Origin of the sequence: Streptomyces sp. NBC_00878, assembly GCF_026341515.1 — a bacterium.
In the GTDB taxonomy this organism is placed as follows: domain Bacteria; phylum Actinomycetota; class Actinomycetes; order Streptomycetales; family Streptomycetaceae; genus Streptomyces.
The window spans coordinates 5,241,975-5,267,768 of record NZ_JAPEOK010000001.1 but is presented as its reverse complement, the minus strand read 5'-3'; the positions used below and the strand labels follow the sequence as shown (position 1 = coordinate 5,267,768).

Sequence of the window (25,794 nt, the reverse complement as noted above, 5' to 3'; positions counted from 1 at the left end):
GCGTTCGGATGGTGCGGCGTCGATTCAGGCGGCGCGCTGGTCGCAGCTCGCCCACCACGCGTCCAAGTCGGCGCGGTTCACGCGGATCTCGCCGTTCGGGAGCTTCTGGAGGCGGGGGGCCTGGCCACGGGCGCGCATGCGGTAGAACGCGGCGCGGCTCATGCGGATCTCTGCGAGGACTTCATTGAGCTTGAGCTTCTGAGGGCGGGCCAAGGCGGTGACTCCTTCTCGGTGTGAGGAGAGGGCGGGGCGGGGTGTGGTTGGCGTCCCAATCTGTGGGTCGCGTCCACGCTTGCGGAGGACAGGTGCAGGGGTGTCCGATAGGCGCCATGACTGAAGCGTTAGCGGCCCCTGGGGGCGCAGATGGATCGGACGACCAGGACCTTCTGTACCGCGACGGAGAGTGGACGCGGATTCCGTCCCCGATAACGGGTGAGGGGGACTGGGACAAGGCAGTCTCTGAAGCCGGATACAAGGAATTTTTCGGGTCTGGGGACCCGGATTCGAACTACGTGACCATCCATCTGTATCGGGGGCCGTCGAACTACCTGATCGATCTGTCATCGAATGTGTCGAGCGAGGTGGTGTACGCCGCCACGTTGCCGGACGCGATGGATCTTCTCGCCAAGTGGATGCCGGTCGTCAGCTCGGCGAGCTTGGGCTGTTTGCTTACCGAGCTTGACCAGGGCCAATCAGCGCTGGGCCAGTTGATCGCCAAGGCTGTCGAGAAGCAGTAAGGCCGCTCGGCCACCGGGGTCGTCGACGGGTTTGAGGCAGGTGGCCACTCGTAGTGCCAATCGGTGGGGCTAACAATGCTGTGGGTCGCGGACCATCGCGGACCACCTTGTTTGACCTGCGGTTTTGGTGGAGTGGCTGTGCGGACCATCGCGGACCACGAGGCTTTGGCCGGTCCGCGATGGTCCGCTCTGCGGGTTGGCGTAATCCGCAGGTCATGAGGGGTGGTCCGCGATGGTCCGCGACCCGGCGGATTGTGGAACTAGCTCTGGTCGACGGCGCAGAGTGTGACCCCGGTGTAGGTGCGTACCCGGCTTTCACCGTCGCGGGGGCGGGTGAGGGCGAGCTGGGGGACGACGGAGAGTAGGTTGCGGCCGAAGACTTGCTTGGTGCCGGCGCGGACGCCGTTGTCTTCGGCCCACTCGCGCCAGACCGTCCACAGTGCGTCCACGGGGACGCTGCATGTGGGTCCGGTGGTGCAGCGTTCGCGGATGAATGCGCTGGTGGGTGAGGCGGTGTCCCGGATGGTGGTGATTGCCTCGCGGCTGGAGGGTGGCTCGGTGATCCGTCCGTTGCGCTGGAGACGGGCGAGGCCGTCCAGGGCCCAGTTGAGGATGCCGGGCATCTCCGCGGTGAGCCGGTCGGTGAGGGTGGGATCTTCCTTGCCGAGCCACGACATCCGGGTGCTGAGCAGGACGAATCGGTTGGCGATGACGCCTGATGAGTCGCCGAAGTGCGGCAGTTCGTTGGACAGGATCATCAGCCGCGAGGGGACACGGCCAGTCCAGGGTTCGCGGTACTTGCGGTCGATGTCGATCGTGTCGTCACCGGAGATCGTCAACAGCCGTTCGACGACCTGGGTGTTGTCGTTGCCGGACAGTCGGGCGTCCGAGATGATCGCCAGCGATTTGCCGATCAGGGTGGACAGACCGAAGTTCGTTCCCAGGCCGGCCAGGGTCGGGCCGGCCAGATTCTCTTTGCCGACCAGCGCTTTCATGACGCGGGCGATGGTGCCCTTTCCGGAGCGCGACGGGCCGACGATGAGCAGGATCTTCTGCTGGTCGGTGCGCCCGGACAGCACGTAGCCGAACCATTCCTGAAGTGCTGCGATGGCGTCGGGGTCGTCGTGCCAGATCTGCGCGAGGAAGTTGTGCCAGGTGGGTGCGCTCGCGTCGGGGTCGTAGGCGAACGGTACGGAGACGATGTTGAAGAACTCCGGTCCGTGCGGCAACAGTGCCCGGTCCCGGATCCGTAGTAGCCCGTTCTCGCAGGCCACGATGGGGCCTTCGTCGCGTCCGGTGTCGCCCTGGTCGTCGACCCAGGCGGGGGCGTCGGTGTCGGTGGGCAGCAGGGTGATGGAGCCGAGGGCGTCGAGCAGGTTGCCGATCTTCTGTTTGGTGGGTGCCCAGTCGCGTTCCTCGCTCTGCCCGTCCTTGCCGGGGGCGCGGTAGATGGTGTGTTCGAGGCGGGTGTACATGGCCTTGCGGATCTGGGCTTCCTCCGCCTCGCGCCAGCAGGAGCCGTTCCACCGCATCCACGAGGCACGCCAGCGCCGGAAGAGCAGCCGTCCGTCCTGTGTCTGCCAGTCGGGCAGCAGCCGGCGGGCCACGGCCAGGGGGTTGGTGGGCGGGGGGAGTTCCTCGGTCTCGGTCATGCGGCGGTCCTCCCTTCCAGGAGTGAGAGCGGGGCAGGTGTGCCGGGGCAGGCGTCCTTGTGGCCGTCGTAGTCGGCGACCAGGGCGGACACGGCGCGGGGGCCGGTGGCCGTGCGGGTGCGACCGCAGGTGCAGGCGTAGGCGGCGTTCGGGGTGTCACCGTGTCGTTTGGACCAGCGGGCCCCGTCGTCGTGGGAGCGGTAGACGGGTGGGGCGTAGATGCGGATACCGGGCCGATCCGGTGTGGGGTCACCGTCGTTGCCGCGTCCCTGGCTGGTCGGGAAGCGCTTCGAGCGAGGAAGGACTGAAAGGACGCCCTGACGGGCGGCGACCTTCGATTCGCCCACGTACGGCCGTGGCGGGCCCTGTGCGGCGCCCTGGGGAGCGTTCGTGGGGTTATCTGATGGTTTGGTCATGCCGCACGCCCCTGAGCCGTCTGGAGGCCGTTGGTGACGGCGCGTCGGGCGTAGGGCTCGGGGACGCCGACCAGGACGGCGGCGGCCACGATCTCCTCCCCAATCACAGGCAACCCGCAGGGACCGGGGCAGCGTTCGTGCTGGACGGCGACGAACCGTGCCACCCCGAACGCCTGCGACCCGGCACCGGATTCGGTACGGCTACGTACGAGGGTGAGGCCGCGTTCCAGGCCGGCGCGGACGAACCGCTCCGTGTGGCGGCACCCCGTGGCAACCGTGCGGTCCCAAGTGGCGCGCCCGGGGAGAGAAGAGACCACCTGGCCCCGGGCGGGGGTGGTCTCTTCCTTCACGACCAACGCGCGGACACAGTCCGGCAGGGACGCGATACGGCCGGTGCCGGAGCCGAGCCAACGGACGTACTGCATCGACGACTTGACGTCCACGCCGGGCCGGACTGCGTTGGCCGATTGCATCGCGCCCCGGTAGAGCCAGTGCTCGCCGCGTGTGGTCGGCACGGTGCGGGTGGCGGGCAGGGTCTCGCGGGCCCATGCGAGGGCGTCCGCGTTGTCGAGGTCGACCACGGTCACCCCGGCTCCGCCGGGGTGGTAGGCGACCGCCACGGCTTGACGCCACGCCGCCGCCCATGCGGGCGAGGCGAGAACGTTCGGGTCGGTGGTGGCGGCGGCCCATGCGTGACACGGGGCCGTGCACTGGCAGGGGCCCGCGTTGCGCATGTTCGGCCGGCCACCGCAGGCACCATCGGCGCACGTGCGGCAGTTCCCGAACGGCACCTTCCCCACCCGGAGGGGCAGCGGCGGCACACCGGTGGCCGCGAGACTGAGGGCGGTTCGCAGCTGATCGGGCAGCACGGTCATGCCGCCTCCAACGCGGGGGCGAGGGACGCGAGATAGGCGGCGCCGATCCACTGGGTGTAGGCGGGCGGCAGGGCCTCCCTCAGGCGGAAGTGGTCGGTGGACCAGTCGATGCCCTTGGCCGCGCGGATCTCTTCCACGGTGGCCTTGCCGCCGCCCTTGCCGTAGGCGGCCACGTACGGCCCGTCGTGGTACTCGCCGTGGCGCCAACCGCGCACCCTGCCCCTGTGCTGGGGGTGGGCCGGCTGCATAGTGGTCCAGTTGCCGAGTTCGAAGTAGCGGTGCATGAGCACGGCGAGGCCGAACTGTTCGCCGCACAGGCGGATGTCCTTGCGGACCTCGGAGCCGGGCACGTTCTCGATCACGTACGGCTGGCCCGTGGTCTCCAACGCGGCGCGGGCGGGGACGATGAGCCGGGGGTAGGTGCGGCCGATCGCCTTGTTGCGGGCGGCGTTGGTGCCCTTGGTGGGGGCGCCCTCGCCCTGGCAGGGCGGGGAGATGTGGATGAAGTCGTACTCGTGGCCGTGGGCGCGGATGTACTCGATGGCGTCGCCCTGGTGGAAGGCGTCGCCCCGGTAGTCGGGTTGGGGCTCGATGTCCACACCGGTGATGTGGCAGGAGGGGCCGAACGCGCGCCGGTATCCCTCGGTGCCGCCGCCGATGCAGCAACAGGCGTCCAGGACCCGGAAGGGTCGGAAGGTGTCCGGCACTCGCCGGATGACGATGGGTTGCGTCATGCTGGGAGATCTCCAGTTCCTTGATAGGCGCTGGCTGGACAAGGGCGGCCCCGGAACCTTTGGCGAGATGAGGGGGCCGCCCTTGGCGTAGCTACTGGTCGTAGGTGGTGAGGTTGAGGGCGTACTGCTGTCGGACGTAGTCGCGCGGGTCGCAGGTCACGCCCGGCTGGTCGATGTCCATCAGGAACACAGCCGCCGCAACGGCCGTGTCGGTGACGTCGCCGGGGGTGTCGGGCTCGTCCAGGAGCGCGATGCGGTCGAGCAGCGCGGCCTTGCGCAGGTAGAACTCCCGGTCCAGCGCGGTGAAGCACTCCAGGGCGGCCAGGGTGCGGGCCGTCCATCCGATCTCGCTGAGGATGCTCGGGGCATTGGCGTACGCCTGCTCCGGCGTCGGGCAGGTGACATGGATCGCGAACATGGCTTCCTTCGCTACTTGGTGGGGCGGGCGAGTCGCAGGGTGATGCCGCCGATGCCGAGCGAGCCAGCCGCACCGCCGACGGTGGCGGCGGTCTGGGAGGCGAAGTCGAGCAGGGCGAAGAACGCGGCCACGAGGCCGAAGACGCCCATCGTTGCCGCGCCCGCGACGGCGAGCGGGTACAGGTAGTGGCGCAGCGGCCGGCCGGTCCGGTCGGTGGTCTGCACGACGATGACGACCGGTGCTCCGGTGGCTTCGGCGCGGCGCCAGTCGTCGGCGGGGATGTGCGGGGCGATGATCCCCGGCGGGTCACGGTGGCTCATCCGGAATCCCATCTGTGGTTGGGGCAGGGAGGCGGAAGCACCCCCTGTGGGGAGTGCTGTGGAGGGGGTTTCAGGGGTGCTGACCTGCGGTCCTCCCTGACTCCCTGAACGATCATTCGTGCAGGTCAGGGCGAGGGAGGCGGGTCAGGGAGGGGTTCAGGGAGTTCTCCCTGCCTCCCTGCCCCGTCGGGGGTTGGCTCCCTGTCATCCGTTGGCGGAAGCGGAACCGTCGCTGTCGCGGTTGGCGAGGGCGCGGGCGAGCCGGTCGCGGCCGATGACCATGACGCCGTCGGACTTGTACGGCTCGGCTCCGGTGCCGTCGAGAACGCGGGTGAGGTCGCCGAACGACCAGTCGCCGTAGGCGTCCGCATTGAGGGCGGACAGCCGCTTGATGACGTCCTGCGTACGCACCCGCGCCGCGGTGCCGACCACGGACGCGATGTCCGCGAGCGGGTCGCGCTCCTCGCCCCGCTCGATCACGTGCAGGGTGGTGACCCCGTCTCGCAGTGCCTTGGCGCGGGCCGCGATCTCCTTCGCGTCGTCGGTGCTGATGTAGTGCGTGCGCACCGTGATGGATGCCTGTCCGGCGGGAATCTCGATGCCGTCGGACGCGACGACCAGCGTTCCCTTGTCGAGCCCCGGGCGCAGCAGGTGCGGCGCGGCGCCGCCGTCAACGGCCTTGTCGCTCAGCGCCATGCGGGCCTGCGACTCGGTGCCCAGGGCGAGCGAGGCGCGGGTGTGGGCGCCCTCGCGGACCAGCTTGGGAAGGTTCTGGTCGGTCGGGTCCTGCGTGCCCTGCCACAGCAGCACGTTCACGGCGCGGCCCTGGTTGTGGACCTTCCGGCAGGCCATGAAGTACCGGGAGTTCGCCTTGGACCCGCCGTAGGGGCGCTTGTCCTCGTCCTTGGCGGGGCACATGAACGCCACCTGTGCCTCGTCGACCAGCAGGATCAGCGGCGGGAACGAGGTGCCGGGCGGGGCCTGGAGACGGCGGTTCATCTCCTGAACCCCGCTCTCCAGCATCTCGGTCGCCTCGATCACGTGCTCATCGGTGGGTCCCTGGATCAGGACGGTGGCGAGCCCGTCGAACATGGCCCAGTCACCGGCGCCCTTGAGGTCGGCCACCCGGAACTCCACCGTGCGATCCAGCGCGATCCACAGCGCGAGCGCGCGCAGGGCGGCGGTCTTGCCCTGGTTGGACATGCCGGTGACCAGCAGCATCCGCTGAAACAGGCTCAGCAGCGCGGCATCCCCGCGCAGGTCCTGCCCCCACGGGGCGCGGCCCTTGGTGTAGTCGGCGGTCATCGTCTCGTCGGTGACCAGCGGAGACGGGCCGATCGGCTCATCCAGAGCGCCGGAGTCGGCCACCCACAGCCGCACCGTGCGGGCGGCGGTCGGGATGGTGATGAACACCTCGTGTTCGTGCCGGGTGAGGTTCTCCGCGAGCTTGCGGCGCCGGTTCTGCACCTCGATCGTCGACACCCCCGAGGGCAGCGTGACGTCGACTTCCACGCCGCATCCGGCGATGCGGATCGGTCCCAGCATGGATGCGCCGGCGTCGCCCATCTCCTTGATGGCGCCCCGTAGGGCCGGAACCCCCAGGTCACGCAGTGCCTTGACCACGATCGAGGGGGTGATCGGCTCCCCCTCGCCGGAGCGGATGTTGGCGGGCAATGCCCACTGGGGTGCTGCCTGCTGGTGTCGGCCAACGGCCCACAGGGCGAGCAGGGCGAGGAACGGGCCGATCGTGAGGGCCGGTCCCCACACCACTCGCACGATGGTGATCAGCAGGTTGATGAAGTCGATCACGGCGCTGATGGGGGTGATGACGTCGCTGATGTCCTTGTTGGCGATGGCCATCACGACCCCGAGGCCGACCAGCGCGCCGATGCTCATGCCCGTGCCGACCAGGGCGCCCTTGGCCAGGTCGATGGGTGAGGTGAGCAGGTCCATGCGGCGGCGGTGCCGGGCGTCGCGGAAGTGCTGCAACCGCTCTTCCCACTCGCCAGCCAATTCCATGTTCCCCGCGGCTTCGGCCGCGCGGAGGAACCGTTCGTAGCGGGCGCCGGTGCGGCCGTCCCAGGTGCGACGGGCCACGATCCGGCCCCCGCCCCACACGTAGAGGCCGTGCCGGGCGACCGCCCGCGCACCGGTCTTGGTCCGCTCGTGCGTCACGGCGGTCTTCACGGCGCGGCCCGAGCGCACCCACAGCGGCACCACGGGTGCGGCGGGCGGGTCGGGCACCACGGTCTTGTGGGAGCGCAGCAGCGACTCATGGTGTATCCAAGCCAGGGCTTCATGATCGAACAATTCATCCCGAACGATGTAGCCCAAGCGTATGAGCGCCTCCGCCAATTTGGCTTCGCGAGTCGGCTTATTCCTGACATTGCCACCAAGGGTTGACCGTCGAGACGAAGTCAAACAGCTCAGAACATTTCGATCTGATCGGGGTTAACTTCCGGATGGGCGCGTCGAGAAGATTCATATTCATCCAAGGGGCCCAAAGTGCGAATCACCGTCGCGTCATAGAGCCAACTAAGATTTCCTTCCTTCTCTAGTCGACCACTCACCTGAATAGCAAGGTCTTCCTCGTGGGCCCTGATGGCCTCGTGATAGTCCTCGTCGTCCGCGAGTCGTACGCGTACTTTCCGTGGTCCTGCGGATTGAAGGGAATCTACGCCAAAAACCCCGGCACTACCAGCTAGTTTCTTAGCCAGCAAATGCACCCTGCCAGTGATGGACACTTGCGCGGTTGACTGATCCTCGGCAAGCCTAATCGCAGCCTGGGCAAGTGTTGGAACATCCGAAGCAAGGAACTCGAAGTGGCTGGCAACTCCAGTCGGTGGAGTCGACGCCTTATCCCACTCGATCGTAATATCCGACTCATCGGCGTTTGCGGCGATGCCGAGGATGGCGTTCGTCATCTCGTATGAAATGCCATCCACTACGCCGCTCTCGAAGCCTGCCAGGGAGCCACTTGATCGGTAGTGTTCCAGCGCCTCGACGGTTGCCCCGACAGCATGCGCGACTGCCTCGTTGACAGTTCGGAGTCGAATGGCGCCGGGGTCCCACGTAGAGCTGAGTGGCTCAGCGGACGGCTTTAGGCTGACTTGGTCATCGGGGGGTGCCAAAGCGGTGACGATGTAACTTCCAGGCGCTGTTTGCCCCATCATCACGCGGTCCAAATACCTGCCGGCGAACCTTCCGTGGCGGTTCACGAAATGACGTTCTGCCCCCAGGTAGTACTTGGCTCCAGCCAAAAGAGTTCTTCTAGCACATTCGATGAGACGCTCCCCGTGGCGCCACGAAATTAGACCACTCGGAGCACTTGACTCTTTTCGGAAGCGGAATTCGTCTGAGGATGACAGCGCAAGCCGAGGATAGAGAGAGCGCGTCCAAAAATCTCTGCGATGGGCCAATTGACTCAACGCCGAGTACATCAGTCGGGGGTAGTCCACTGCGTTCTGATCGAGGGGAATCAGAACGCTCGGCGCTCCTGACAGCGTGCCCGCTTCACTGGGTGGGGCATACCGAGCATAGATGCCCTCACGCCCGCCCACGTTTTGCCATCCCAGATCTTTAAGGACTACTCGCAATCTGTTTGGATCGACATTTTCAGGGATTGCGGCCTCGACTTCATCCATCAAGTGACTCACCCCTGTCCTGCCTTTCCATGATCTTGATTAGGGCATTTGCGTCAAAAACGTTGTCGGTTGGGACGTCGATTACCGGCTTCACCAGTTTTGACGTCTGACCCTCCAAGTGCATCCAGTAGCACTCGCGCTTGACGAGTAGACCGCCGTCCACCACCTCTGTCCATCCGAGCTGCTCGAACGGCACCGTCATGACGATCAAGATCTTCTTGGGGTACACGCGGGTGGCAGCCAGGCCCTCAAAGTACTCACGCTTGGAGAACCGGTACTGAAACGACTTGGTGTCGCGGTCTGGGACGACCTGCGTTGTGCACTTCAACTGAGCAAAGAGCAGCCCCTCCTGCTCCAGGTGCGTAGGAGCAGGGCGGATGAACTGGACGTCGACCCCGAATGTGTCCTTGCCGATCACCTCGGCGGAGCAGCCGGCGCTCGCCGCCACACTGGAGACGTACCCCTCTTGGAGCTGCTCCATCATCTTCGTGACGGTTCGAGGGTGTACTGCCTTGATGTTCTGAGCCCGGGACTTGCCTCCACTGTCCGCCCCCGGCGAACCCCCCATGCGACACACCCTTCATTCCGTCTCATAGGAGGGTAGATCAACTGCCCGGCTGTAGGCAGGGGTTGAGTGGTAGTCATGTATCGAACGCTAGCTCGCCCCACTGACAGGGCCTCCTGACCTCGTGCCGGTGACCGGACTGCTGCCGGGCGGTGACGCCTGCCCGAGCTGCTGACGGCCGTTCCTGGCCTGCTCCTGGCCATCCTCTGGCCAGGACGCTCTCAACGGAACGGCTCGAACCGATAAACTGGCTGGTCAGCGCCGGTTGGGGTCGGTGCTTTTGAGCGGTCTTGAAAACCGTCGTGGCAGCGATGTCACCGTGGGTTCAAATCCCACACCCACCGCAGTGCGAGAAGCAGGGGCGTCCGGAACCGAGAGGTGCCGGACGCCCCTGCTGTGTTGGCGGTGGGCAGGTGCTTTGCGCCGGTGTTTTGGGGTGCACGCGCGTGCGTGCCTTGTCGTTTCGGCTGCTCTCGGTTTTCTAGGGCTCCCAGGGGGCGGGTTTTCCGTTGCGGTCGGCCTAGGGGCGGTGCCTCGTCATGCGGGAGGCCGAGGTGATGGTCGAGCGGGCCTCGCGTTCGGTGAGGCCTGTGCGGACGGCGGCGTCGACCAGGGCTTCGGTGACCTCCGGGCCGAGGCCGTTCTCGTAGGCGCGGCAGGCGGCCCAGAAGAGGCGGGTGTTGCGCTGGCCCTCGTGGGCGGCGAGGACGAACTGGACGAGGCCCTGGCCGTGTTGGCCTGTCGCGGCGGCAGGGTGGTGGTTGGTGCGGGGTGGGGGCAGGAGGAGTTGCAGGAGGGCCGGCGGGCAGGGGGCCGGTGCCAGGTGGGCGGTGCCCGGGGCCGTGCCGTAGACGCCGTGTTCCGTGCGTGAACCGGGGCCGACGAGGTAGCCGCCGGCGCCGCGGATGTCGATTCCGGGGGCCAGGCGACCCGCGGAGTTGGGGACGACGATGTCGGGTGGGCCGCTCAGCCAGACGTGGCGGCCGCCGCTGGGGGTCAGCACGACGACCGTCTCGGGGATCGTGAACAGGTGGCGCAGAGCCAGTTCCCGGAGCGCCGCGGACGAGTCCGTACCCGATTTCGTGTCGAGGTCGATGCCGATCAGGTGGTGCGGGTCCAGGCCGCAGGCGATGCCGTAGCCGGTGGCCCAGGGGGCGGTGGCGAAGAGTTCTCGGATGCGTAGCGGATCGGTCGAGGCGTCGTACACCCCGTGTCCGAAGCGGCCGCACTCGCCGTGGCAGAGCGGGGCCGTCGGGTCGTCGCGGTGGGGTGAGCGCAGCGCCGGGAGTTTGGCGCGGGACAGCGGGATGACTGCCAGTCCGCGTTCGGCGGCTGACAGGGCGTGTGCGAGGGCCAGCGTCGTGGCCTGCCGGTCGATGGTGGCCATGACTCCATGTTCGTACGAGTGTTCGAAAAAAGGAAGGGTGCCCCGGGGGTTGGGTGAAGGGGGTCGGGTTGGGAGGGGTGGAAACCGGCCCTGGGGGATTGGCTGAAAACGTGCCGGAACGCTTTGTCCCTTGCGGTGTATGGGGTTGGGGTGCCCGCACCGTCCTGAGCTGCGGTTTCGGGGATGTGGAGAGGGTTTATCGACATGTCTTCACGCTTGCGAGCGAATAGTGGCTTCCGGGGTGGTTCGCCGGGGATTCGGTGGGCAATTCTGGTCTCGCGACGTTGTGACACACGCCGAGGCGGTCGGCCAACTGCCTCGGAACAAGCCGTACTCAGCCGGTCCTGGCCGGTGCGAACTTTCGCTTCTGGAGGAATAGACATGGCAAGCATCCGTACCGCCCGCCTTCTCGCCGCCGCGGCAGCCCTGCCGCTTGCCGCCGCCCTCTTCGCAGGTGTTGCGGCGGCCGACAACGGCGCTATCGCGGACAACGGATCGAACGCGGCCGTGGCCAACGTCGTCGGCAGCGGTGTCGGTGGTGACAACTACGGGACCTCGTCCACGACGCAGCAGCAGGCTGTCGGCTCCGGTGCCTCGAACCAGAGCAACACGGCTCAGGTGAACGGTTCCGCGTTCACGGCCATTGACCAGTCGAACGAGAACATCGCCGTCAACTTCACCGAGCTCTGGTGAGCCGGCGGCTGTCGGGGACTGGAGACCCCCGACGGTCGTACGCCTCCTTAGTGGGGTGCTTTGTGGGGTGGTAACACGTCTGCGCGGCGGCACTTCGGTGCCGCCGCGCAGACGTGTTCGCGTGTGCTCCGGGGCGGGCGTAGGCGCCCCTGGCGGTCGAGGTCTGTGACCTTGACAGTCGAACGCATCTGACGGACAGTCAGAAACCCTTGTTCGTACGAGGTCCGGGAGGGCCGTCGTCGTGCATCTCGCCCCCACCGAGCGCCAGCGACGACTGCGCGCCGAACTCCGTACGTACTTCCGGGACCTGATGCCGGACGGACCGCCACCCCTGCAACCGTCCTCGCCCGCGGACTCGGATGAGCCGGATGCCCCGGACCGGCAGCGGGCGCTGTTGCGCCGGATCGGAGCCGACGGGTGGCTGGGGCTCGGCTGGCCCGTCGCGTACGGGGGGCAGGGGCGCGGTGCCGACGAGCAGTTCGTCTTCTTCGACGAGGCCTGCCGGGCGGGCGCTCCGGTCTCCATGGTCACGCTGAACACGGTCGGACCGACACTCATGAAGTACGGGACCGAGGAGCAGAAGGACTTCTTCCTGCCGCGGATCCTGCGCGGGGAGCTCGTGTTCGCCATCGGGTACAACGAGCCGTCGGCGGGGACGGATCTGGCGTCGCTGCGGACTCGGGCCGTGCGGGTGGGGGGCGGGGGGCGCGAGAGGAGCCCTGAGGGCGAGAGAAGCCCCGGGGATGAGCGGAGCCCCGGCGGTGCGGGGAACAGCGGCGGCGGTGCGGGGCGTGGGGCCGGCGGTGAGTGGCTCGTCGACGGGCAGAAGGTCTTCACCTCCAACGCCCAGAACGCCGACTGGATCTGGCTGGCCTGTCGTACGGACCCCGAGGCGCCGAAGCACAAGGGGATCTCGATCCTGCTCGTGCCCACCGACGCTCCCGGGTTCTCGTGGACGCCGATCGCGACGGTGGGCGGGCTGACCACGACGGCCACGTACTACGACGGCATCCGGGTCCCGGCGGCCAACCTCGTCGGTGAGGAGAACGGCGGCTGGGGGCTCATCACCAACCAGCTCAATCACGAGCGGGTCGCGCTCGCGGCGATCGGCATGCAGGCCGAGGACTTCTACGCGGCCGCGCTGGCCGCCGCCCGTACGCCCGATCCGGTGACTGGGCGGCGCAGAGTTGACGAGCCGTGGGTGCGGTCGAAACTGGCCGAGATACATGCCCGACTGGCGGCAACACGCCTGCTCAACTGGCGTTTGGTGGGTGATGTGGGGGTCGGCCGGCTGGCACCCGGCGACGCGAGCGGCGTGAAAGTCGTGGGAACCGAATCGGCCGTCGCGGTGTACCGAATGTGTCAGGAAATTATCGGATCGGACGCGCTGGTCCGTGCCGGATCGCCGGGTGTGTTCGGGGACGGCGAGCTGGAGCGGATGAACAGGGCGGCACAGATCAACACGTTCGGGGGCGGGGTGAGCGAGGTGCAGCGGGAGATCGTGGCGACGACGCGGCTCGGGATGGCCAGGGGGCGGCGGTGAGCGAGAGGGGGACTTCGACGGGAGAGGGGGCGGCGGCCTTGGGCGAGGGCGGCGCTCATGAGGACGTGTTCGTGCGGGCGAAGGTGTACGAGGGACAGGCCGCCGCGGTCGGCGGCGTGGGCAAGGATCTGGTCAACGAGCCGATGATCAGGCACTGGTGCGAGGCGATGGGAGACACGAATCCGGCGTACGAGGGGGCGGACGCCACAGCTCCCCCCACCATGCTCCAGGCGTGGACGATGGGGGGTCTCTCAGGGCACGCGGGGCGTTCTGAGGCGTACGACGAGCTGCTCGGGCTGCTCGACGACGCCGGGTACACCTCGGTGGTCGCCACCGACTGCGAGCAGGAGTATCTGCGGCCGTTGCGGCCGAGGGACGCGATCACCTTCGACGCGGTGATCGAGTCGGTCTCCGAGCGCAAGACGACCAAGCTGGGCACGGGGTACTTCGTCACGACGCGGACGGATGTACGGGTGGATGGCCGGCCAGTGGGGACACATCGGTTCCGGATCCTGAAGTACGTGCCCGCGGTGCGGAGGAGGAGCGCTCCGAAGCCGGAAGGGGCAGCCGCGGTTTCGAAGACAGCGGTGGCTGCCGAGGTCTCACCGCCCAGGCGGCCCCGCCCCGTCGTCAATCGCGACAACGCCGGCTTCTGGGAGGGCGTGTCCCGGCACCGGCTGCTCATACAGCGCTGCGACGGGTGCAGGACGCTGCGCTTCCCCTGGCTCCCGGGGTGCAACGCGTGCGGTTGCCCCGAGTGGGACACGGTCGAGGCGGGCGGCGAGGGGACCGTCTACTCGTACGTGGTGATGCACCACCCGCCCTTCCCTGCCTTCGATCCCCCGTATGCGGTGGGGCTGATCGAACTCACGGAGGGCGTGCGGATGATCAGCAACGTGGTGGGAGTGCCGCACGACCGGGTCCGGATCGGGATGCCGGTACGGCTGGAATTCCAGCCGGTGGACGAGGAGTTGGAGCTGCCGGTCTTCCGGGCCGTCGAAGGGAGCGGGGTCTGACATGGACTTCACGCCTACGGAGGAGCAGACGGCGGCCCGCGATCTCGCCGCGCGGATCTTCGGCGACCTGTCCACGCACGAGCGGCTGACTGCTGCCGGCACCGGCAGCGATGCCGAGCTGTGGAAGGCGTTGTGCGAGGCCGGGTTGCCGGCGGCCGTCGAGGACATAGGGCTCCTCGGGCTGGTGCTCCTGCTGGAGGAACAGGGGCGGACTACGGCCCAGGTGCCGTTCGCGGCGAGTTGCGTGTACGGGCTGCTGGCGGTGTCGGCCCATGGTTCGGCGGACCAGCGGGAGCGGCTGCTGCCCGGCATCGGAGACGGAACGGTGGTCGTGACCGGCGCCCTGTCCGAGGATGCCGTACGGGCGGGCGGCCCTGGGGAGTTGAGCGGCGTGGTTCCCGTGGTGCCGTGGCTCCGCGATGCCACACATGTCCTCGTCGCCGATGACGAGCACCGCCTGTGGCTCGTACGAACCGTCGACGCGCGGTGCGACCCGGTCGAGCTGACAGCGCCCTGGTCGGCGGGACGGTTGACCCTGGATTCGACGCCGGGCGAGCGGCTGGGCGGCCCGGAAGCGGACGTCGAGGGTGAAAGGGCGTACGACGACGTACTGGCCACCGCGCGTACCGCCTTCGCGGGGCTGCAGGCCGGGGTGTGCGCGGGCTCGGTGGCCCGGGCGGTTGCCTACACGAACACGCGCGAGCAGTTCGGGAGACCGCTCGCGACCAAGCAGGGGGTCCAACTCCGGGCGGCCGACGCGTACATGGACACCGAGGCCATACGGGTCACGGTCTACGAAGCGGCGTGGCGGCGGGACGAGGGGCTGGACTGCGCTGCGCACTCGCTGACCGCGGCCTGGTGGGCGTCGGAGGCGGGGCACCGCGTGGTCCATGCAGGACAGCATCTGCACGGCGGCATGGGGGCGGACCTCGGCCATCCCGTGCACCGGCACTTTCTGTGGGGACGACAGCTGGAGGCGTACCTGGGGTGCGGGAGCGAAGTGCTCCAGGAGCTGGGGGAGTTGATCGTGCGCGGAGAGGGGGAGGTATGAACGCCGACGTCGGGCCGGTGCGGGTCGGGGACGCGCTGCCGCCGCTGGAGATCGAGATCACCCGCACGCTCATCGTCGCCGGGGCGATCGCGTCGAGGGACTACCAGGACGTGCACCACGACGCGGAGCTCGCCCGGCAGAAGGGCTCGCCGGACATCTTCATGAACATTCTGACGACCAACGGGCTGGCCGGGCGCTACATCACGGACCACTTCGGACCCGGATCCGTGCTGCGAAGGGTCGCGATCAGGCTGGGCGCGCCCAACTACCCCGGCGACACGATGGTGTTGACCGGCACGGTGGAGGCGGTGGTCGGCGACACGGTGACGGTCAGGGTGGTGGGGGCCAATGGGATCGGCAGGCATGTCACCGGGACGGTGACGGTCACTGTCCCGGTGGCCGATGGAGGCGATGGGACGGACAGAGCAGACAGGGCAGGCAGAGCAGACGGGGTCGCTGGAGCCGAGGGCGCTGAAGGAGCCGTGGGTAGTGCGGGCGCTTCGGGCGTCGCAGTCCGCGGGACGGGGAGTCGGCCATGAGTGTGCGGACGAGGGACACGCTCGGCGGGCGGGCGGCGATCGTCGGGATTGGGGCCACCGAGTTCTCCAAGGATTCGGGGCGCAGCGAGCTGCGGCTGGCTGTCGAGGCGGTGCGGGCCGCGCTCGACGACGCGGGGCTCACGCCGGCCGACGTGGACGGGATGGTGACGTTCACGATGGACACCAGCCCAGAGATCACGGTTGCCCAGGCGGTCGGCATGGGCGAGCTGTCCTTCTTCTCGCGGGTCCACTACGGGGGAGGCGCGGCTTGCGCGACCGTCCAGCAGGCGGCTCTCGCCGTGGCCACGGGGGTGGCCGAAGTGGTGGTCTGCTACCGGGCGTTCAACGAGCGGTCGGGACGGAGATTCGGTTCCGGAGTGCAGCGGCGTGAGCCGTCGGCGGAGGGCACCGCGCTCGGCTGGTCGCTGCCCTTCGGACTGCTCACGCCCGCGTCCTGGGTCGCGATGGCGGCCCAGCGCTATCTGCACACGTACGGACTGACGCCCGAGGTGTTCGGGCAGGTGGCGGTCGTCGACCGGAAGTATGCCGCGACCAACCCGGCGGCGTACTTCCACGGCAGACCGATCACGCTCGCCGACCATGCCGCCTCGCGGTGGATCGTCGAGCCGCTGCGGCTGCTGGACTGCTGTCAGGAGACCGACGGCGGTCAGGCCCTGGTCGTCACCTCGGTGGAGCGGGCGCGCGACCTGCCGCATCCGCCCGCTGTGATCACCGCGGCCGCCCAGGGCGCGGGGCGGGCCCAGGAGCAGATGACCAGCTTCTACCGGGACGACCTGACGGGGCTGCCGGAGATGGGCATGGTGGCGCGGCAACTGTGGCGCACATCCGGGCTGACGCCGGCCGGAATCGACGTGGGGATTTTGTACGACCACTTCACACCGTTCGTGCTGACGCAGTTGGAGGAGTTCGGGTTCTGCAAGCCGGGTGAGGCCGCGGACTTCGTCGCCGAGGAGCGGCTGCCGTTGAACACGCACGGGGGGCAACTCGGGGAGGCCTATCTGCACGGGATGAACGGCGTGGCGGAAGGCGTACGACAGCTCCGGGGCACGTCCGTGAACCAGATACCAGAGGCCCGCAGGGTGCTGGTGACCGCGGGGACGGGGGTCCCTACATCGGGGCTGATCCTGGGCTCTGACGATCGGGGTTGATGCGGGGCGGACGGATGAGCGCGTTGCGTGCAACGGGGCCGGGGCCGGGCGCCGGAGCGGGACCGTGCGTTCAGGCGCCCTACGCGTCGGCTGCCTCGTTCACGGGGCGAGGGTCGGTGTCGGATTCGCGCCGCTTCCTGTCCGCGCTGCCTCCGGTGCGCCCTCCCCCAGTCTCGGCGAGCGTCCGGGCGTACCCTCGGGGACTACTCGTGGGTGCGGCTGTACTACTCACGCATCATTCCGGGGGCCGCGCTACTGCCGGGGGAGCCGTCTCTCAGGGGTGAACCCTCAGAGGGCCGGGGCCTGGCGTCCACCTTCAGTAGGTGGGGCCGGCCCCCCTCCTACAACCTGAGGCGGACACGGCTTCGGGACCTCCGGCCGATCCGCAGGAGTAGGGGGCGCTCCTAGCGTGGAGCCATGACCACAACCGTCTGCACCAGCGCTTCGAATGCGGCGACGCGGACTCTTGCGTACCCGTCGTTCTCCTCGTACGTCAAGGCTCGCCAACCAGTGCTGCTGCGTACCGCTCGTTCGTTGACCGCGAACCCGAGCGACGCGGAGGATCTGCTGCAGACCGCGCTCACGAAGACGTATGTCGCGTGGGAGCGGATCGAGGACCACCGGGCGCTCGACGGCTATGTGCGGCGCGCCTTGCTGAACACGCGGACGTCGCAGTGGCGGAAGCGGAAAGTCGACGAGTTCGCGTGCGACGAGCTGCCGGAGCCGGAGGCTCCGCCGGCCGGTGACCCGGCGGAGCAGCAGGCGCTGCACGACGCGATGTGGCGCGCGATCATGAAGTTGCCGGCGCGGCAGCGGGCGATGGTCGTCCTGCGGTACTACGAGGACCTGAGCGAAGCACAGACGGCGGACGTGCTGGGCGTGTCGATCGGTACGGTCAAGTCGGCCGTGTCGCGTGCACTGGGCAAGCTTCGTGAGGACCCGGAACTGGGTCCTGTTCGCTGATCAGAGCCGGGGAGGTACAAAGTCGATGGCAGGGCAAGCAATGCCGTCGTGACGTGATCGATCACCCCTGAGTAGTGACATACCAACCGGTATGTGAGCAGAATCAGCGCAGCCCTTACTACCGCGTAGGCAATGTCGCCCCCGGGAGGACGCCGTGCTGAGCACGATGCAGGACGTACCGCTGCTGATCTCAAGGATTCTGACCCATGGGTCGACGATCCACGGTTCATCTCAGGTGATCACCTGGACGGGTGAGAGTGAGCCGCAGCGGCGCTCGTTCGCCGAGATCGGGGGCCGGGCGGCCCGTCTGGCGCACGCGCTGCGCGACGAACTCGGAGTCCGGGACGACGACCGGGTCGCGACGCTGATGTGGAACAACGCCGAGCATGTCGAGGCGTACTACGCGATCCCCTCCATGGGTGCGATCCTCCACACGCTCAACCTCCGGCTGCCTCCCGAGCAGCTCGTCTGGATTGTCGGCCACGCCGCCGACCGGGTGGTTTTGGCCAACGGTTCGCTGCTCCCGCTGCTCGCGCCGCTGCTGCCCCACCTCAAGTCGGTCGAGCACGTGGTCGTGTCCGGCCCCGGTGACCGTTCGCTGCTGGCCGGGGCGATGGTCCAGGTGCACGAGTACGAGGACCTGATCGCCGACAAGCCGGAAAGCTACGACTGGCCGGAGCTGGACGAGCGCCAGGCCGCGGCCATGTGCTACACCTCCGGCACGACCGGCGACCCCAAGGGCGTCATCTACTCGCACCGGTCGATCTACCTGCACTCGATGCAGGTCAACATGGCGCAGTCCATGGGTCTCACCGACAGCGACACATCCCTGGTCGTGGTCCCGCAGTTTCATGTGAACGCCTGGGGCCTGCCGCACGCGATGTTCATGACCGGCGTGAACGTGCTGATGCCGGATCGTTTCCTCCAGCCCGCCCCGCTCGCCGAGATGATCGAGAGTCAGCGTCCGACGCACGCGGCCGCCGTCCCGACCATCTGGCAGGGCCTGCTCGCGGAGCTCAAGGCCAAGCCTCGTGACGTGAGTTCGCTGACCCAGGTCACCATCGGCGGCTCCGCCTGTCCGCCCGCCCTCATGAAGGCATTCGATGAGCTCGGCATGCGCGTCTGCCACGCCTGGGGCATGACGGAGACCTCCCCGCTCGGCACGATCGCGCGGCCTCCGGCCCAGGTGGTGGGCACGGAAGAGGAGTTCGCGTACCGCCTCACACAGGGCCGTTTCCCGGCGGGCGTCGAGCCCCGGCTGACCGGACCGGGCGGCGAGCGGCTGCCATGGGACGGCGAGTCGGCGGGTGAGCTGGAGGTGCGCGGCCCGTGGATCGCGGGCGCGTACTACGGCGGTCAGGATGCCGAAGTCCTGCGTCCCGCCGACAAGTTCAGCGAGGACGGCTGGCTCAAGACCGGCGACGTCGGCACGATCAGCCCTGACGGCTTCCTGACCCTCACCGACCGCGCCAAGGATGTCATCAAGTCGGGAGGCGAGTGGATCTCGTCCGTGGACTTGGAGAACGCCCTGATGGCCCACCCGGACGTCGAAGAGGCCGCCGTCGTCGCCGTACCGGACGAGAAGTGGGGCGAACGCCCGCTCGCCACCGTCGTGTTGAAGGCAGGCGCCGACTCCGACTTCGAGTCCCTGCGGTCCTTCCTCGCCGACGAGGGCAAGATCGCCAAGTGGCAGCTTCCGGAGCGCTGGACGATCATCGAGGCGGTGCCGAAGACGAGCGTCGGCAAGTTCGACAAGAAGGTGCTGCGCAGGCAGTACGCGGAGGGTGAGTTGGACGTCACCCAGATCTGACGGTCGTCAGGATAGGCAGGCTTCTGGGTGTATTGGGCCCGCTATGTGAGGGCATGTGAGGGCATGTGAGTTGGGGCGTTGTTTCACGTGAAACAACGCCCCAACTCACGTATGCGCACATGCGCTTCTCGCCGGTACTCCCTGTGCTCCCAGTACGTCCGGTGCAGCCAGGGCTTGCTGGTTCGCAGGCTGCTCAGTTCGTGCCGATGCGTGCCAGCAAGTCCACGATCCGCCCTTGCACCTCGGTACTCGTCGACCGCTCCGCGAGGAACAGCACCGTCTCCCCCGCCGCCAGGCGCGGCAGTTCGGTCTGGTCGACGGCGGCGGTGTAGACGACGAGCGGGGTGCGGTTGAGCTGGCCGTTCGCCCGCAGCCAGTCGACGATTCCGGCACGTCGGCGGCGTACCTGCATCAGGTCCATCACGACCAGGTTCGGCCGCATCTGCGAGGCCAGCGTGACGGCGTCCTCGTCCGACGAGGCCCGCGCGACCTGCATCCCGCGCCGCTCCAGCGTCGAGGTCAGCGCCAGTGCGATCTCCGCGTGTTCCTCGATGAGCAGGACGCGCGGCGGGTGCTGCTCGCTGTCGCGCGGGGCGAGGGCCTTGAGAAGTACGGCAGGGTCGGCGCCGTACGCCGCCTCGCGCGTCGCCTGGCCGAGTCCCGCCGTCACGAGAACCGGGACTTCGGCTGCGACGGCGGCCTGGCGCAGCGACTGAAGGGCCGTGCGGGTGATCGGACCAGTGAGCGGGTCCACGAAGAGCGCGGCCGGGAAGGCGGCGATCTGCGCGGCGACCTCCTCGCGCGAGTGCACGATGACGGGCCGGTAGCCGCGGTCGCTCAGCGCCTGCTGGGTGGTGATGTCCGGCGCGGGCCAGACCAGCAGCCGACGCGGGTTGTCGAGCGGCTCCGGGGGCAGCTCGTCGTCCATCGGCTGCGGCTGGGGCTGGTTCGCGACCTCGACCGCACCGCCGGGGCCGTCGAGCGGCTCGGGACCCTCGTCGGCGTTCTCGTCGGGGGCTCCTATGGCGTACGAACGGCCGGTGCCCTCGGTGACGTTGGCCAGCCGGGACTGGCCTCCCCCGGACTGCGGGGTCGGGCGGGCCGCCGTCTCCGCCTGCTCGGCCGCTTCCGCTACGGGCTCGGGGCGGGTGCCGAGCTTGCGGCGCCGCCCCGAGCCGTTGGTCGCGTGCGGGGGAGGCGTATGTGCCTGCGGCTGCGGCTGCGGCGCGGACTGGACCGGGGCTTGCGCCTGCGCCTGAGGAAGCGGCTGCGGCGTCTGGGACACGGGCCGGCTCGGCCGGGGCTGCTGCGCATCCGTCATACGGCGGCCGAACGGGACGCCCTGCCCGAGCGTACGGACGCTGAACGCGCGGCCCTGCGTCGAGTTGGGGTCGACGGAAGGCGGCGTGGCCTCGGCGGGGAGCGGCTGGGCGGCGCGGGGCTGCTCCAGGACAGGCGCGGGCTCAGGGTCCGCCGAGCCGTCGACCGCGCCCGGCCAGGGCTGCGAGGCGACAGCCGCGTCCGCGGGAGTTTGGGGCGGCGGCTGCGACTGGGCGTTCCGCGCGGGGGTCTGGGTGCCCTGGGCATCTTGGGCGGGTGTGGGTGTAGCGGCCGCAGGGATTCCGCCGGGGCCGACGGTTCCTGCGGGGGCCAACGCACCGGCCGGCGTGGCCTGGCCGGGAAGAGCCTGCGGCGGAAGGGCCTGTCCTGGGACTGGGGCGCCGGGTTGAGGCATGCCCTGCGGAGGAACAGCCTGCCCGGGAACGGGACCGGCCTGGACAGGAGCGCCCTGCCCGGGATTTCCCTGGGCGGGTACGGGTACGGGCTGCGGCTGCCCGGAAGCAGCTTGCGGCGGCGTGCCCTCACCGGGGACGCCCTGCGCCGGGGGCAACTGTCCGGGCAGGGGCATGGCTTGACCAGCAACGCCTTGTACGGGGCTCAGTTGCGCGGGCATCCCTTGTCCAGGAGCTCCCTGCCCGGGAACCGCCTGTCCAGGAGCCCCCTCCCCGGGGACCGCGACGGCCTGACCGGGGATCGCCATGGCCTGCCCGGTTGCGGCGGGCGCTCCCGGCATACCCGGCGCCTGGGGAGCGACCTGCACCGGGCCCACTTGACCGGGAACCCCCGGCGCCCCGGCGACTCCGGTGGTGCCAGCGGCGGATGTGGCGGTGGTGGTGGCCCCATCGAGCTCGCCAGCCGCCTGTCGAGCGCGGCGACGCCCGCTCGGTGCCTGCACCGGATGCGGCTGGGGTGGTGTGTGATCGTCGGCCGAGTCGTGCAACGCCACGTCATGGCGCCCGTTGCCGGCCTGGGCGGGAGCTTGCCCGGGAGCTGCCTGGCCGTGGGGCGCTTGTGCGAGGGCGGCCTGGCCGGGTGCTGCCTGGCCATGCGCTTCGGCATGCTGGGCGGCGTACTCGGGAGAGCGGTCCGCCTCGGCCGGCGGCAGCGCGAACACCGCGCGCGGCCCCGCCTCCTGCGCCGCCGCACGCTCGGCCGCGGCGGCCAGCGCACGCCGACGCCGCCCCGTCGGCTGAGGCGCGCCACCACTGCCATCCGCACCGGCACCAGCGCCAGCACCCGCACCAGGGCCAGCACTCGCGTCCGGAGCGGGAGAAGGCGCCGCGGGCAACGCCGCCGGCAGCGCCTGCCGCTCGCCGTCCCGTCGTGCTCGCCGTCCACCGGCGGGCGCGGGCACGCCCTGCGGAGGCACGGTCTCCCCGAGCCCCGTGGCAGCGGTACCGGCGGCATGCTCGGCGGCGGTCACGACCGCGCCCTCGGAGACTCCGCCGCCCTCGGCCGGACTGGGCCGCCCACGCCGCCGCCCGGTCCCACCGGAACCCTCGGCGCCGCCCTCGTCGGCGGAGACCTGAGCCGGAAGTGCGGGCTGAGGCTGGGCTTCCTCCCCGGCGGCACGCCTGCGCCGCCCGGTGGGCACGGCTGTCTGCGTCGGGGGCCCGACCTCGCTCTCCAAGAAGGCGTCGACGGAAGCCCGCCGGGCCCGCCGCCGCCCGCCCGCCTGAGGCGAAGCCTGCTCGGGCAGCGCGACCGCGGAACCGACCCCGCCTCCGGAGCCCGCACCTCCGGCCTCGCCACCGCCCGAAGCCGAGCCCGTATCCACGCCTGTGCCTGTGCCTGCGCCCGCACCGGGAGCCGGAACCGCCCCGGCCCCACCCCCGATCGGCACTTCGAGAACGAACGCGCTGCCGCTCATCCCGGGAACCTCGTGCGTCTGCAGCACTCCGCCGTGCGCGCGCACGATCCCCCGCACGATCGGCTCGTGCACCGGGTCTCCCCCGGCGTACGGCCCGCGCACCTCGATCCGTACGACCTCACCGCGCTGCGCTGCCGCCACGACGACCGTGTTGTCCATGTAGCCACCGGCCGAGACCGGTGAGTTGCCCGTGGAGTCGACGCCCGCGACGTCCGCGACGAGATGCGCGAGCGCGGTCGCGAGCCGTTGCGGGTCGACCTCGGCCTCTATGGGCGGCGCGTGCACGGCGAACTGCACCCGCCCTGGCCCGATCAGCTCGACCGCCCCGTCGACACCGGCGGCGACGACCGCGTCCAGCATCACTTTCGTCCGCGTGACCGCCTCGGTCCCGGAGTCAAGGCGCTGGTAGGCGAGCACGTTGTCGACGAGTGTGGTGATACGCGAGTAGCCGGCCGAGAGGTGGTGCAGCACCTGGTTGGCCTCGGGCCACAACTGTCCGGCGTCGTCCGCGGCGAGGGCGGACAGCTCGCTCCGCAGCTGGTCCAGCGGCCCGCGCAGGGAGCGCCCGAGCACGGCGAGCAGCTGATCGTGCCGCGCGGACAGTGCCTCGTACCGGTCCTTCTCGCGCTCGGCGAGTGCCGCGTACCGGTCGTCGCCGGCGGCCAACTCCTCCTCGTGCCGCTCACGCAGCTCGGCGAGCTCCCCGGCGTGCTCGTCCCGGAGCGCGGTCAGTTCCTCGGCGTGCTCCTCGGCGGCCCGAGCGAGTTCGTCCTGATGCCGCTTGGCCTCGGCGTCCTTCTCCTCGGCGAGCGTGTCGTACGGCCGACGGTCCGTGAAGGTCATCACGGCGCCGACGAGCTGGTCCCCGTCCCGTACGGGCGCGGTGGTCAGGTCGACCGGCACTCGGTCACCGTTCTTGGACCACAGCACCTGCCCGCGTACCCGGTGCTTGCGCCCGGAGCGCAGGGTGTCGGCGAGCGGCGACTCCTCGTACGGGAACGGCTCGCCGTCGGCGCGCGAGTGCAGCATCAGCGGGTGCAGTTCCTGCCCGCCCAGGTCGCTGGCCCGGAAACCGAGGATCTGCGCGGCGGCCGGATTGACGAGGACGACCCGTCCCTCGGTGTCCGTCCCCACGACGCCCTCGGCGGCGGCGCGCAGGATCATCTCCGTCTGCCGCTGCGAACGGGCGAGCTCGGCCTCGGTGTCGACGGTGCCGGAGAGATCGCGTACGACAAGCATCAGCAGCTCATCGCTGGTGTAGCCGTAACCGTCGTACGCCTGCTGGCCGTTCTCCAGATTCGCGCTCGTGACCTCGACCGGGAACTCGCTGCCGTCGGTGCGGCGGGCGATCATCCGGGTGGGCCTGGTGCGGCCGCTCTCGTCGACGCTGTCGGGCCGCCGCATCGTGCCGGGGATGAGCCGGGAGTCGAACTGCGGCAGCAGATCGAGCAGTCCGCGCCCGACGAGAGCCGTGCCCGGGGCCTCGAAGGCCTCCAGGGCGATGGTGTTGGCGTTGACGACCGTCCCATTGGCGTTGACCAGCACCAACGCATCGGGAAGCGCGTCGAGTATGGCTGCGAGGCGAGCAGCGCCTCGGGATGGCCTGCTGCTCACGAGACGCTTCCTCCCTGTTACCGCACCTTGCCGACCGCGGGTGCCATCTTGCCAACCGGTCCGCGACGTGTCACGCGAGGGAGTCTACGGGCAGTGGTTGCGCTCGCGACGCCGGATGAGAGGGAGGTCGCACGTAGAGGGGACGCAGAACGGACGCAGAAGACACGGAGAACCTGTGACCGTGCATTTCGTCCCCCAGAACCACGCGCGACTATGAAAATTCCTATGAACTGAGCTTCGGGAGTACGGGCACGAGGGCGTCCCAGCGCGCGATCTCGCACCCGTCACGGCGCTCGTACGTCGCGTCGACGGGGCGCCCGGCCCAGGTTCCCGTGACCCGCGCGGTGGCCGGACCGCCGTACTGCATCGTGCACATGCCGCGCGGCTCGGCCGGCGCGAACGGGTCCTTGCCCCAGGAAGCGTTCCGGTCCAACTGATCGCAGGCGGCCTGGGCGTCGGGGTGGCTGCCGCCCATCGGATGACAGTCCAGCTCGAACGTCCCGTCCATGCCGCCGCCCGCCTTGCTCACGGTCACGGTGAGCCGGTCGACGTCGTCCACGCCGCTCACCGGCAGCGGCACAAGGGGAAGCGATGCGGCGTACGCGGCCGGGGGCGCCGCGGACAGCGCCGCGAGGGACGCGGCGGCGGAGGTGGCGAGGGTGAGAGCGATGCGGTGCAGCATGCGGGCTCCAGGGGGTGCGGCGGATCGGTGGGGGACCTGAGGGCTGAGCGGGACGCTGAACGCTGAACGGAACCGGAGGGGAACCTCGCCGCAGGTGCCGCGAGGAACCTCGGTGATCACTGACCATCGACCATCGACCAGAGACGCGAGTGGTCCCCGTCCGGGAGTACGCCCCACTCCTCTAACGCCGTCCGGCCCGTGACGTTGCGCCGTGGGGCGGGCTTTGCCCTCTGACCTTTCCGCCTAGTACCGTAGGAGCCGATTGGTGACACCCCACTCGGCTGTGTCATCATCTGCACGCATCCACTCGCGCTCGCGCGGGCGGGTTGTGCTGGAGGCGTCGCCTAGTCCGGTCTATGGCGCCGCACTGCTAATGCGGTTTGGGACTTAAATCCCATCGAGGGTTCAAATCCCTCCGCCTCCGCCGAAGATCCCGAAAGCCCCGGTCATCACTGACCGGGGCTTTGGTCGTTTCTTGATCGTTTCCGGGCGCCTCAGAGGCCTCTCAGGGGGCTGCTTCCGGGCTGGTTTCGGGTCGTTTCCGCAGGTCAGGCCGGGTCCGACAAACGGATTTCGCCTCACGCCGCCAGTCATGTAATGTTGTTCCCGCAACGCCGAGCGGGTCGAAAAGTCCGCAAGGAAGAGCGAACACAACAGAACACACAAGCACTCGTAGCTTAACGGATAGAGCATCTGACTACGGATCAGAAGGTTGCAGGTTCGAATCCTGCCGAGTGCACAGCAAGCTAGAGGCC

General features: G+C 69.2%; 21 protein-coding genes, 2 tRNA genes and 2 pseudogenes. 12 read left to right on the top strand and 13 right to left on the bottom strand.

Translation table 11 applies throughout. The features are described from left to right. Positions 1 to 24: 24 nt before the first annotated feature. A complete protein-coding gene (locus OHA11_RS22605) occupies positions 25 to 213 on the bottom strand; it encodes an AlpA family transcriptional regulator (RefSeq protein ID WP_266499060.1) in 189 nt (62 codons plus the stop codon). 116 nt (positions 214 to 329) lie between these two features. Between OHA11_RS22605 and OHA11_RS22600 the strand changes: the two genes are divergently transcribed. Beyond that, the gene (locus OHA11_RS22600) at positions 330 to 737 is read left to right on the top strand and encodes a hypothetical protein (RefSeq protein ID WP_266499058.1); all 408 of its coding nucleotides are present in this window, start codon (positions 330 to 332) and stop codon (positions 735 to 737) included. 260 nt (positions 738 to 997) lie between these two features. On the opposite strand, the gene OHA11_RS22595 is transcribed toward OHA11_RS22600, so the two are convergent. The 7 genes from OHA11_RS22595 to OHA11_RS22565 all read right to left on the bottom strand — a co-directional run bounded on the left by OHA11_RS22595 (position 998) and on the right by OHA11_RS22565 (position 7,420). Next, complete coding sequence (locus OHA11_RS22595) at positions 998 to 2,389, bottom strand: phage/plasmid primase, P4 family (protein ID WP_266499056.1); 1,392 nt, start codon at positions 2,387 to 2,389, stop codon at positions 998 to 1,000. Then, complete coding sequence (locus tag OHA11_RS22590) at positions 2,386 to 2,805, bottom strand: hypothetical protein (RefSeq protein ID WP_266499055.1); 420 nt, start codon at positions 2,803 to 2,805, stop codon at positions 2,386 to 2,388. The genes OHA11_RS22595 and OHA11_RS22590 overlap by 4 nt, the downstream gene beginning before the upstream one ends. After that, a complete protein-coding gene (locus OHA11_RS22585; RefSeq protein WP_266499053.1) occupies positions 2,802 to 3,680 on the bottom strand; it encodes a bifunctional DNA primase/polymerase in 879 nt (292 codons plus the stop codon). Before OHA11_RS22585 ends, OHA11_RS22590 begins: the two co-directional genes overlap by 4 nt. Beyond that, positions 3,677 to 4,414, bottom strand: coding sequence for a DNA methylase (locus OHA11_RS22580; protein WP_266499051.1), 738 nt, complete (start codon positions 4,412 to 4,414; stop codon positions 3,677 to 3,679). The genes OHA11_RS22585 and OHA11_RS22580 overlap by 4 nt, the downstream gene beginning before the upstream one ends. 91 nt (positions 4,415 to 4,505) lie before the next feature. After that, positions 4,506 to 4,832 carry a hypothetical protein gene (locus tag OHA11_RS22575; protein ID WP_266499049.1) on the bottom strand — a complete coding sequence of 109 codons (327 nt, stop codon included), beginning with the start codon at positions 4,830 to 4,832 and terminating at the stop codon, positions 4,506 to 4,508. Positions 4,833 to 4,843: 11 nt separating this feature from the next. Further along, positions 4,844 to 5,152 (bottom strand): hypothetical protein, encoded by a 309-nt coding sequence (locus OHA11_RS22570; protein WP_266499047.1) that lies wholly within the window; start codon positions 5,150 to 5,152, stop codon positions 4,844 to 4,846. Positions 5,153 to 5,356: 204 nt separating this feature from the next. Then, positions 5,357 to 7,420 carry an ATP-binding protein gene (locus tag OHA11_RS22565; RefSeq protein WP_266507373.1) on the bottom strand — a complete coding sequence of 688 codons (2,064 nt, stop codon included), beginning with the start codon at positions 7,418 to 7,420 and terminating at the stop codon, positions 5,357 to 5,359. Here OHA11_RS22565 and OHA11_RS22560 point away from each other — a divergent pair. Then, positions 7,403 to 7,555, top strand: a pseudogene (locus OHA11_RS22560) (YdcF family protein); the annotation flags it as partial. The gene OHA11_RS22565 and the pseudogene OHA11_RS22560 overlap by 18 nt on opposite strands. 23 nt (positions 7,556 to 7,578) lie before the next feature. On the opposite strand, the gene OHA11_RS22555 reads toward OHA11_RS22560, so the two are convergent. The 3 genes from OHA11_RS22555 to OHA11_RS22545 form a co-directional block, all read right to left on the bottom strand. Then, entirely contained in the window at positions 7,579 to 8,796 is a 1,218-nt protein-coding gene (locus OHA11_RS22555; protein WP_266499046.1) for a hypothetical protein, read from the bottom strand. Further along, entirely contained in the window at positions 8,789 to 9,280 is a 492-nt protein-coding gene (locus tag OHA11_RS22550) for a DUF4365 domain-containing protein (RefSeq protein WP_266499044.1), read from the bottom strand. Before OHA11_RS22550 ends, OHA11_RS22555 begins: the two co-directional genes overlap by 8 nt. 601 nt (positions 9,281 to 9,881) lie before the next feature. Further along, the gene (locus tag OHA11_RS22545) at positions 9,882 to 10,748 is read right to left on the bottom strand and encodes a bifunctional DNA primase/polymerase (RefSeq protein WP_266499042.1); all 867 of its coding nucleotides are present in this window, start codon (positions 10,746 to 10,748) and stop codon (positions 9,882 to 9,884) included. A 381-nt stretch (positions 10,749 to 11,129) separates the two neighbouring features. Here OHA11_RS22545 and OHA11_RS22540 point away from each other — a divergent pair, with 381 nt between their 5' ends. From OHA11_RS22540 to OHA11_RS22505, 8 genes and pseudogenes are all read left to right on the top strand, one after another. Further along, complete coding sequence (locus OHA11_RS22540; RefSeq protein ID WP_266499039.1) at positions 11,130 to 11,441, top strand: hypothetical protein; 312 nt, start codon at positions 11,130 to 11,132, stop codon at positions 11,439 to 11,441. Positions 11,442 to 11,682: 241 nt separating this feature from the next. Beyond that, positions 11,683 to 12,984, top strand: coding sequence for an acyl-CoA dehydrogenase family protein (locus tag OHA11_RS22535; RefSeq protein WP_266499037.1), 1,302 nt, complete (start codon positions 11,683 to 11,685; stop codon positions 12,982 to 12,984). Positions 12,985 to 13,022: 38 nt separating this feature from the next. Continuing rightward, positions 13,023 to 14,000 (top strand): bifunctional MaoC family dehydratase N-terminal/OB-fold nucleic acid binding domain-containing protein, encoded by a 978-nt coding sequence (locus tag OHA11_RS22530; protein WP_266507372.1) that lies wholly within the window; start codon positions 13,023 to 13,025, stop codon positions 13,998 to 14,000. Between the two features lies 1 nt (position 14,001). Further along, positions 14,002 to 15,051, top strand: coding sequence for an acyl-CoA dehydrogenase family protein (locus OHA11_RS22525; protein ID WP_266499035.1), 1,050 nt, complete (start codon positions 14,002 to 14,004; stop codon positions 15,049 to 15,051). A 17-nt stretch (positions 15,052 to 15,068) separates the two neighbouring features. Continuing rightward, positions 15,069 to 15,446, top strand: a pseudogene (locus tag OHA11_RS22520) (MaoC family dehydratase); the annotation flags it as partial. A gap of 140 nt (positions 15,447 to 15,586) precedes the next feature. Next, positions 15,587 to 16,759 carry a lipid-transfer protein gene (locus tag OHA11_RS22515; protein WP_266499033.1) on the top strand — a complete coding sequence of 391 codons (1,173 nt, stop codon included), beginning with the start codon at positions 15,587 to 15,589 and terminating at the stop codon, positions 16,757 to 16,759. A gap of 417 nt (positions 16,760 to 17,176) precedes the next feature. After that, positions 17,177 to 17,722, top strand: a complete 546-nt coding sequence (locus OHA11_RS22510) for a SigE family RNA polymerase sigma factor (RefSeq protein WP_143643394.1) — start codon at positions 17,177 to 17,179, stop codon at positions 17,720 to 17,722. A 166-nt stretch (positions 17,723 to 17,888) separates the two neighbouring features. Next, a complete protein-coding gene (locus OHA11_RS22505) occupies positions 17,889 to 19,532 on the top strand; it encodes a long-chain fatty acid--CoA ligase (RefSeq protein WP_266507370.1) in 1,644 nt (547 codons plus the stop codon). Between the two features lie 193 nt (positions 19,533 to 19,725). Here the strand turns inward: OHA11_RS22505 and OHA11_RS22500 are convergent, their stop codons facing one another. Together OHA11_RS22500 and OHA11_RS22495 are read right to left on the bottom strand one after the other, a co-directional pair. Continuing rightward, positions 19,726 to 24,357, bottom strand: coding sequence for a PAS domain-containing protein (locus OHA11_RS22500; RefSeq protein ID WP_266499030.1), 4,632 nt, complete (start codon positions 24,355 to 24,357; stop codon positions 19,726 to 19,728). A gap of 223 nt (positions 24,358 to 24,580) precedes the next feature. Further along, positions 24,581 to 25,039 (bottom strand): SSI family serine proteinase inhibitor, encoded by a 459-nt coding sequence (locus OHA11_RS22495; RefSeq protein ID WP_266499029.1) that lies wholly within the window; start codon positions 25,037 to 25,039, stop codon positions 24,581 to 24,583. Between the two features lie 333 nt (positions 25,040 to 25,372). On the opposite strand from OHA11_RS22495, the gene OHA11_RS22490 reads away from it, so the two are divergent. Together OHA11_RS22490 and OHA11_RS22485 are read left to right on the top strand one after the other, a co-directional pair. Continuing rightward, a tRNA-Ser gene (locus OHA11_RS22490) sits at positions 25,373 to 25,463 on the top strand. 242 nt (positions 25,464 to 25,705) lie between these two features. Beyond that, a tRNA-Arg gene (locus tag OHA11_RS22485) sits at positions 25,706 to 25,778 on the top strand. The last annotated feature ends 16 nt before the right edge of the window (positions 25,779 to 25,794 follow it).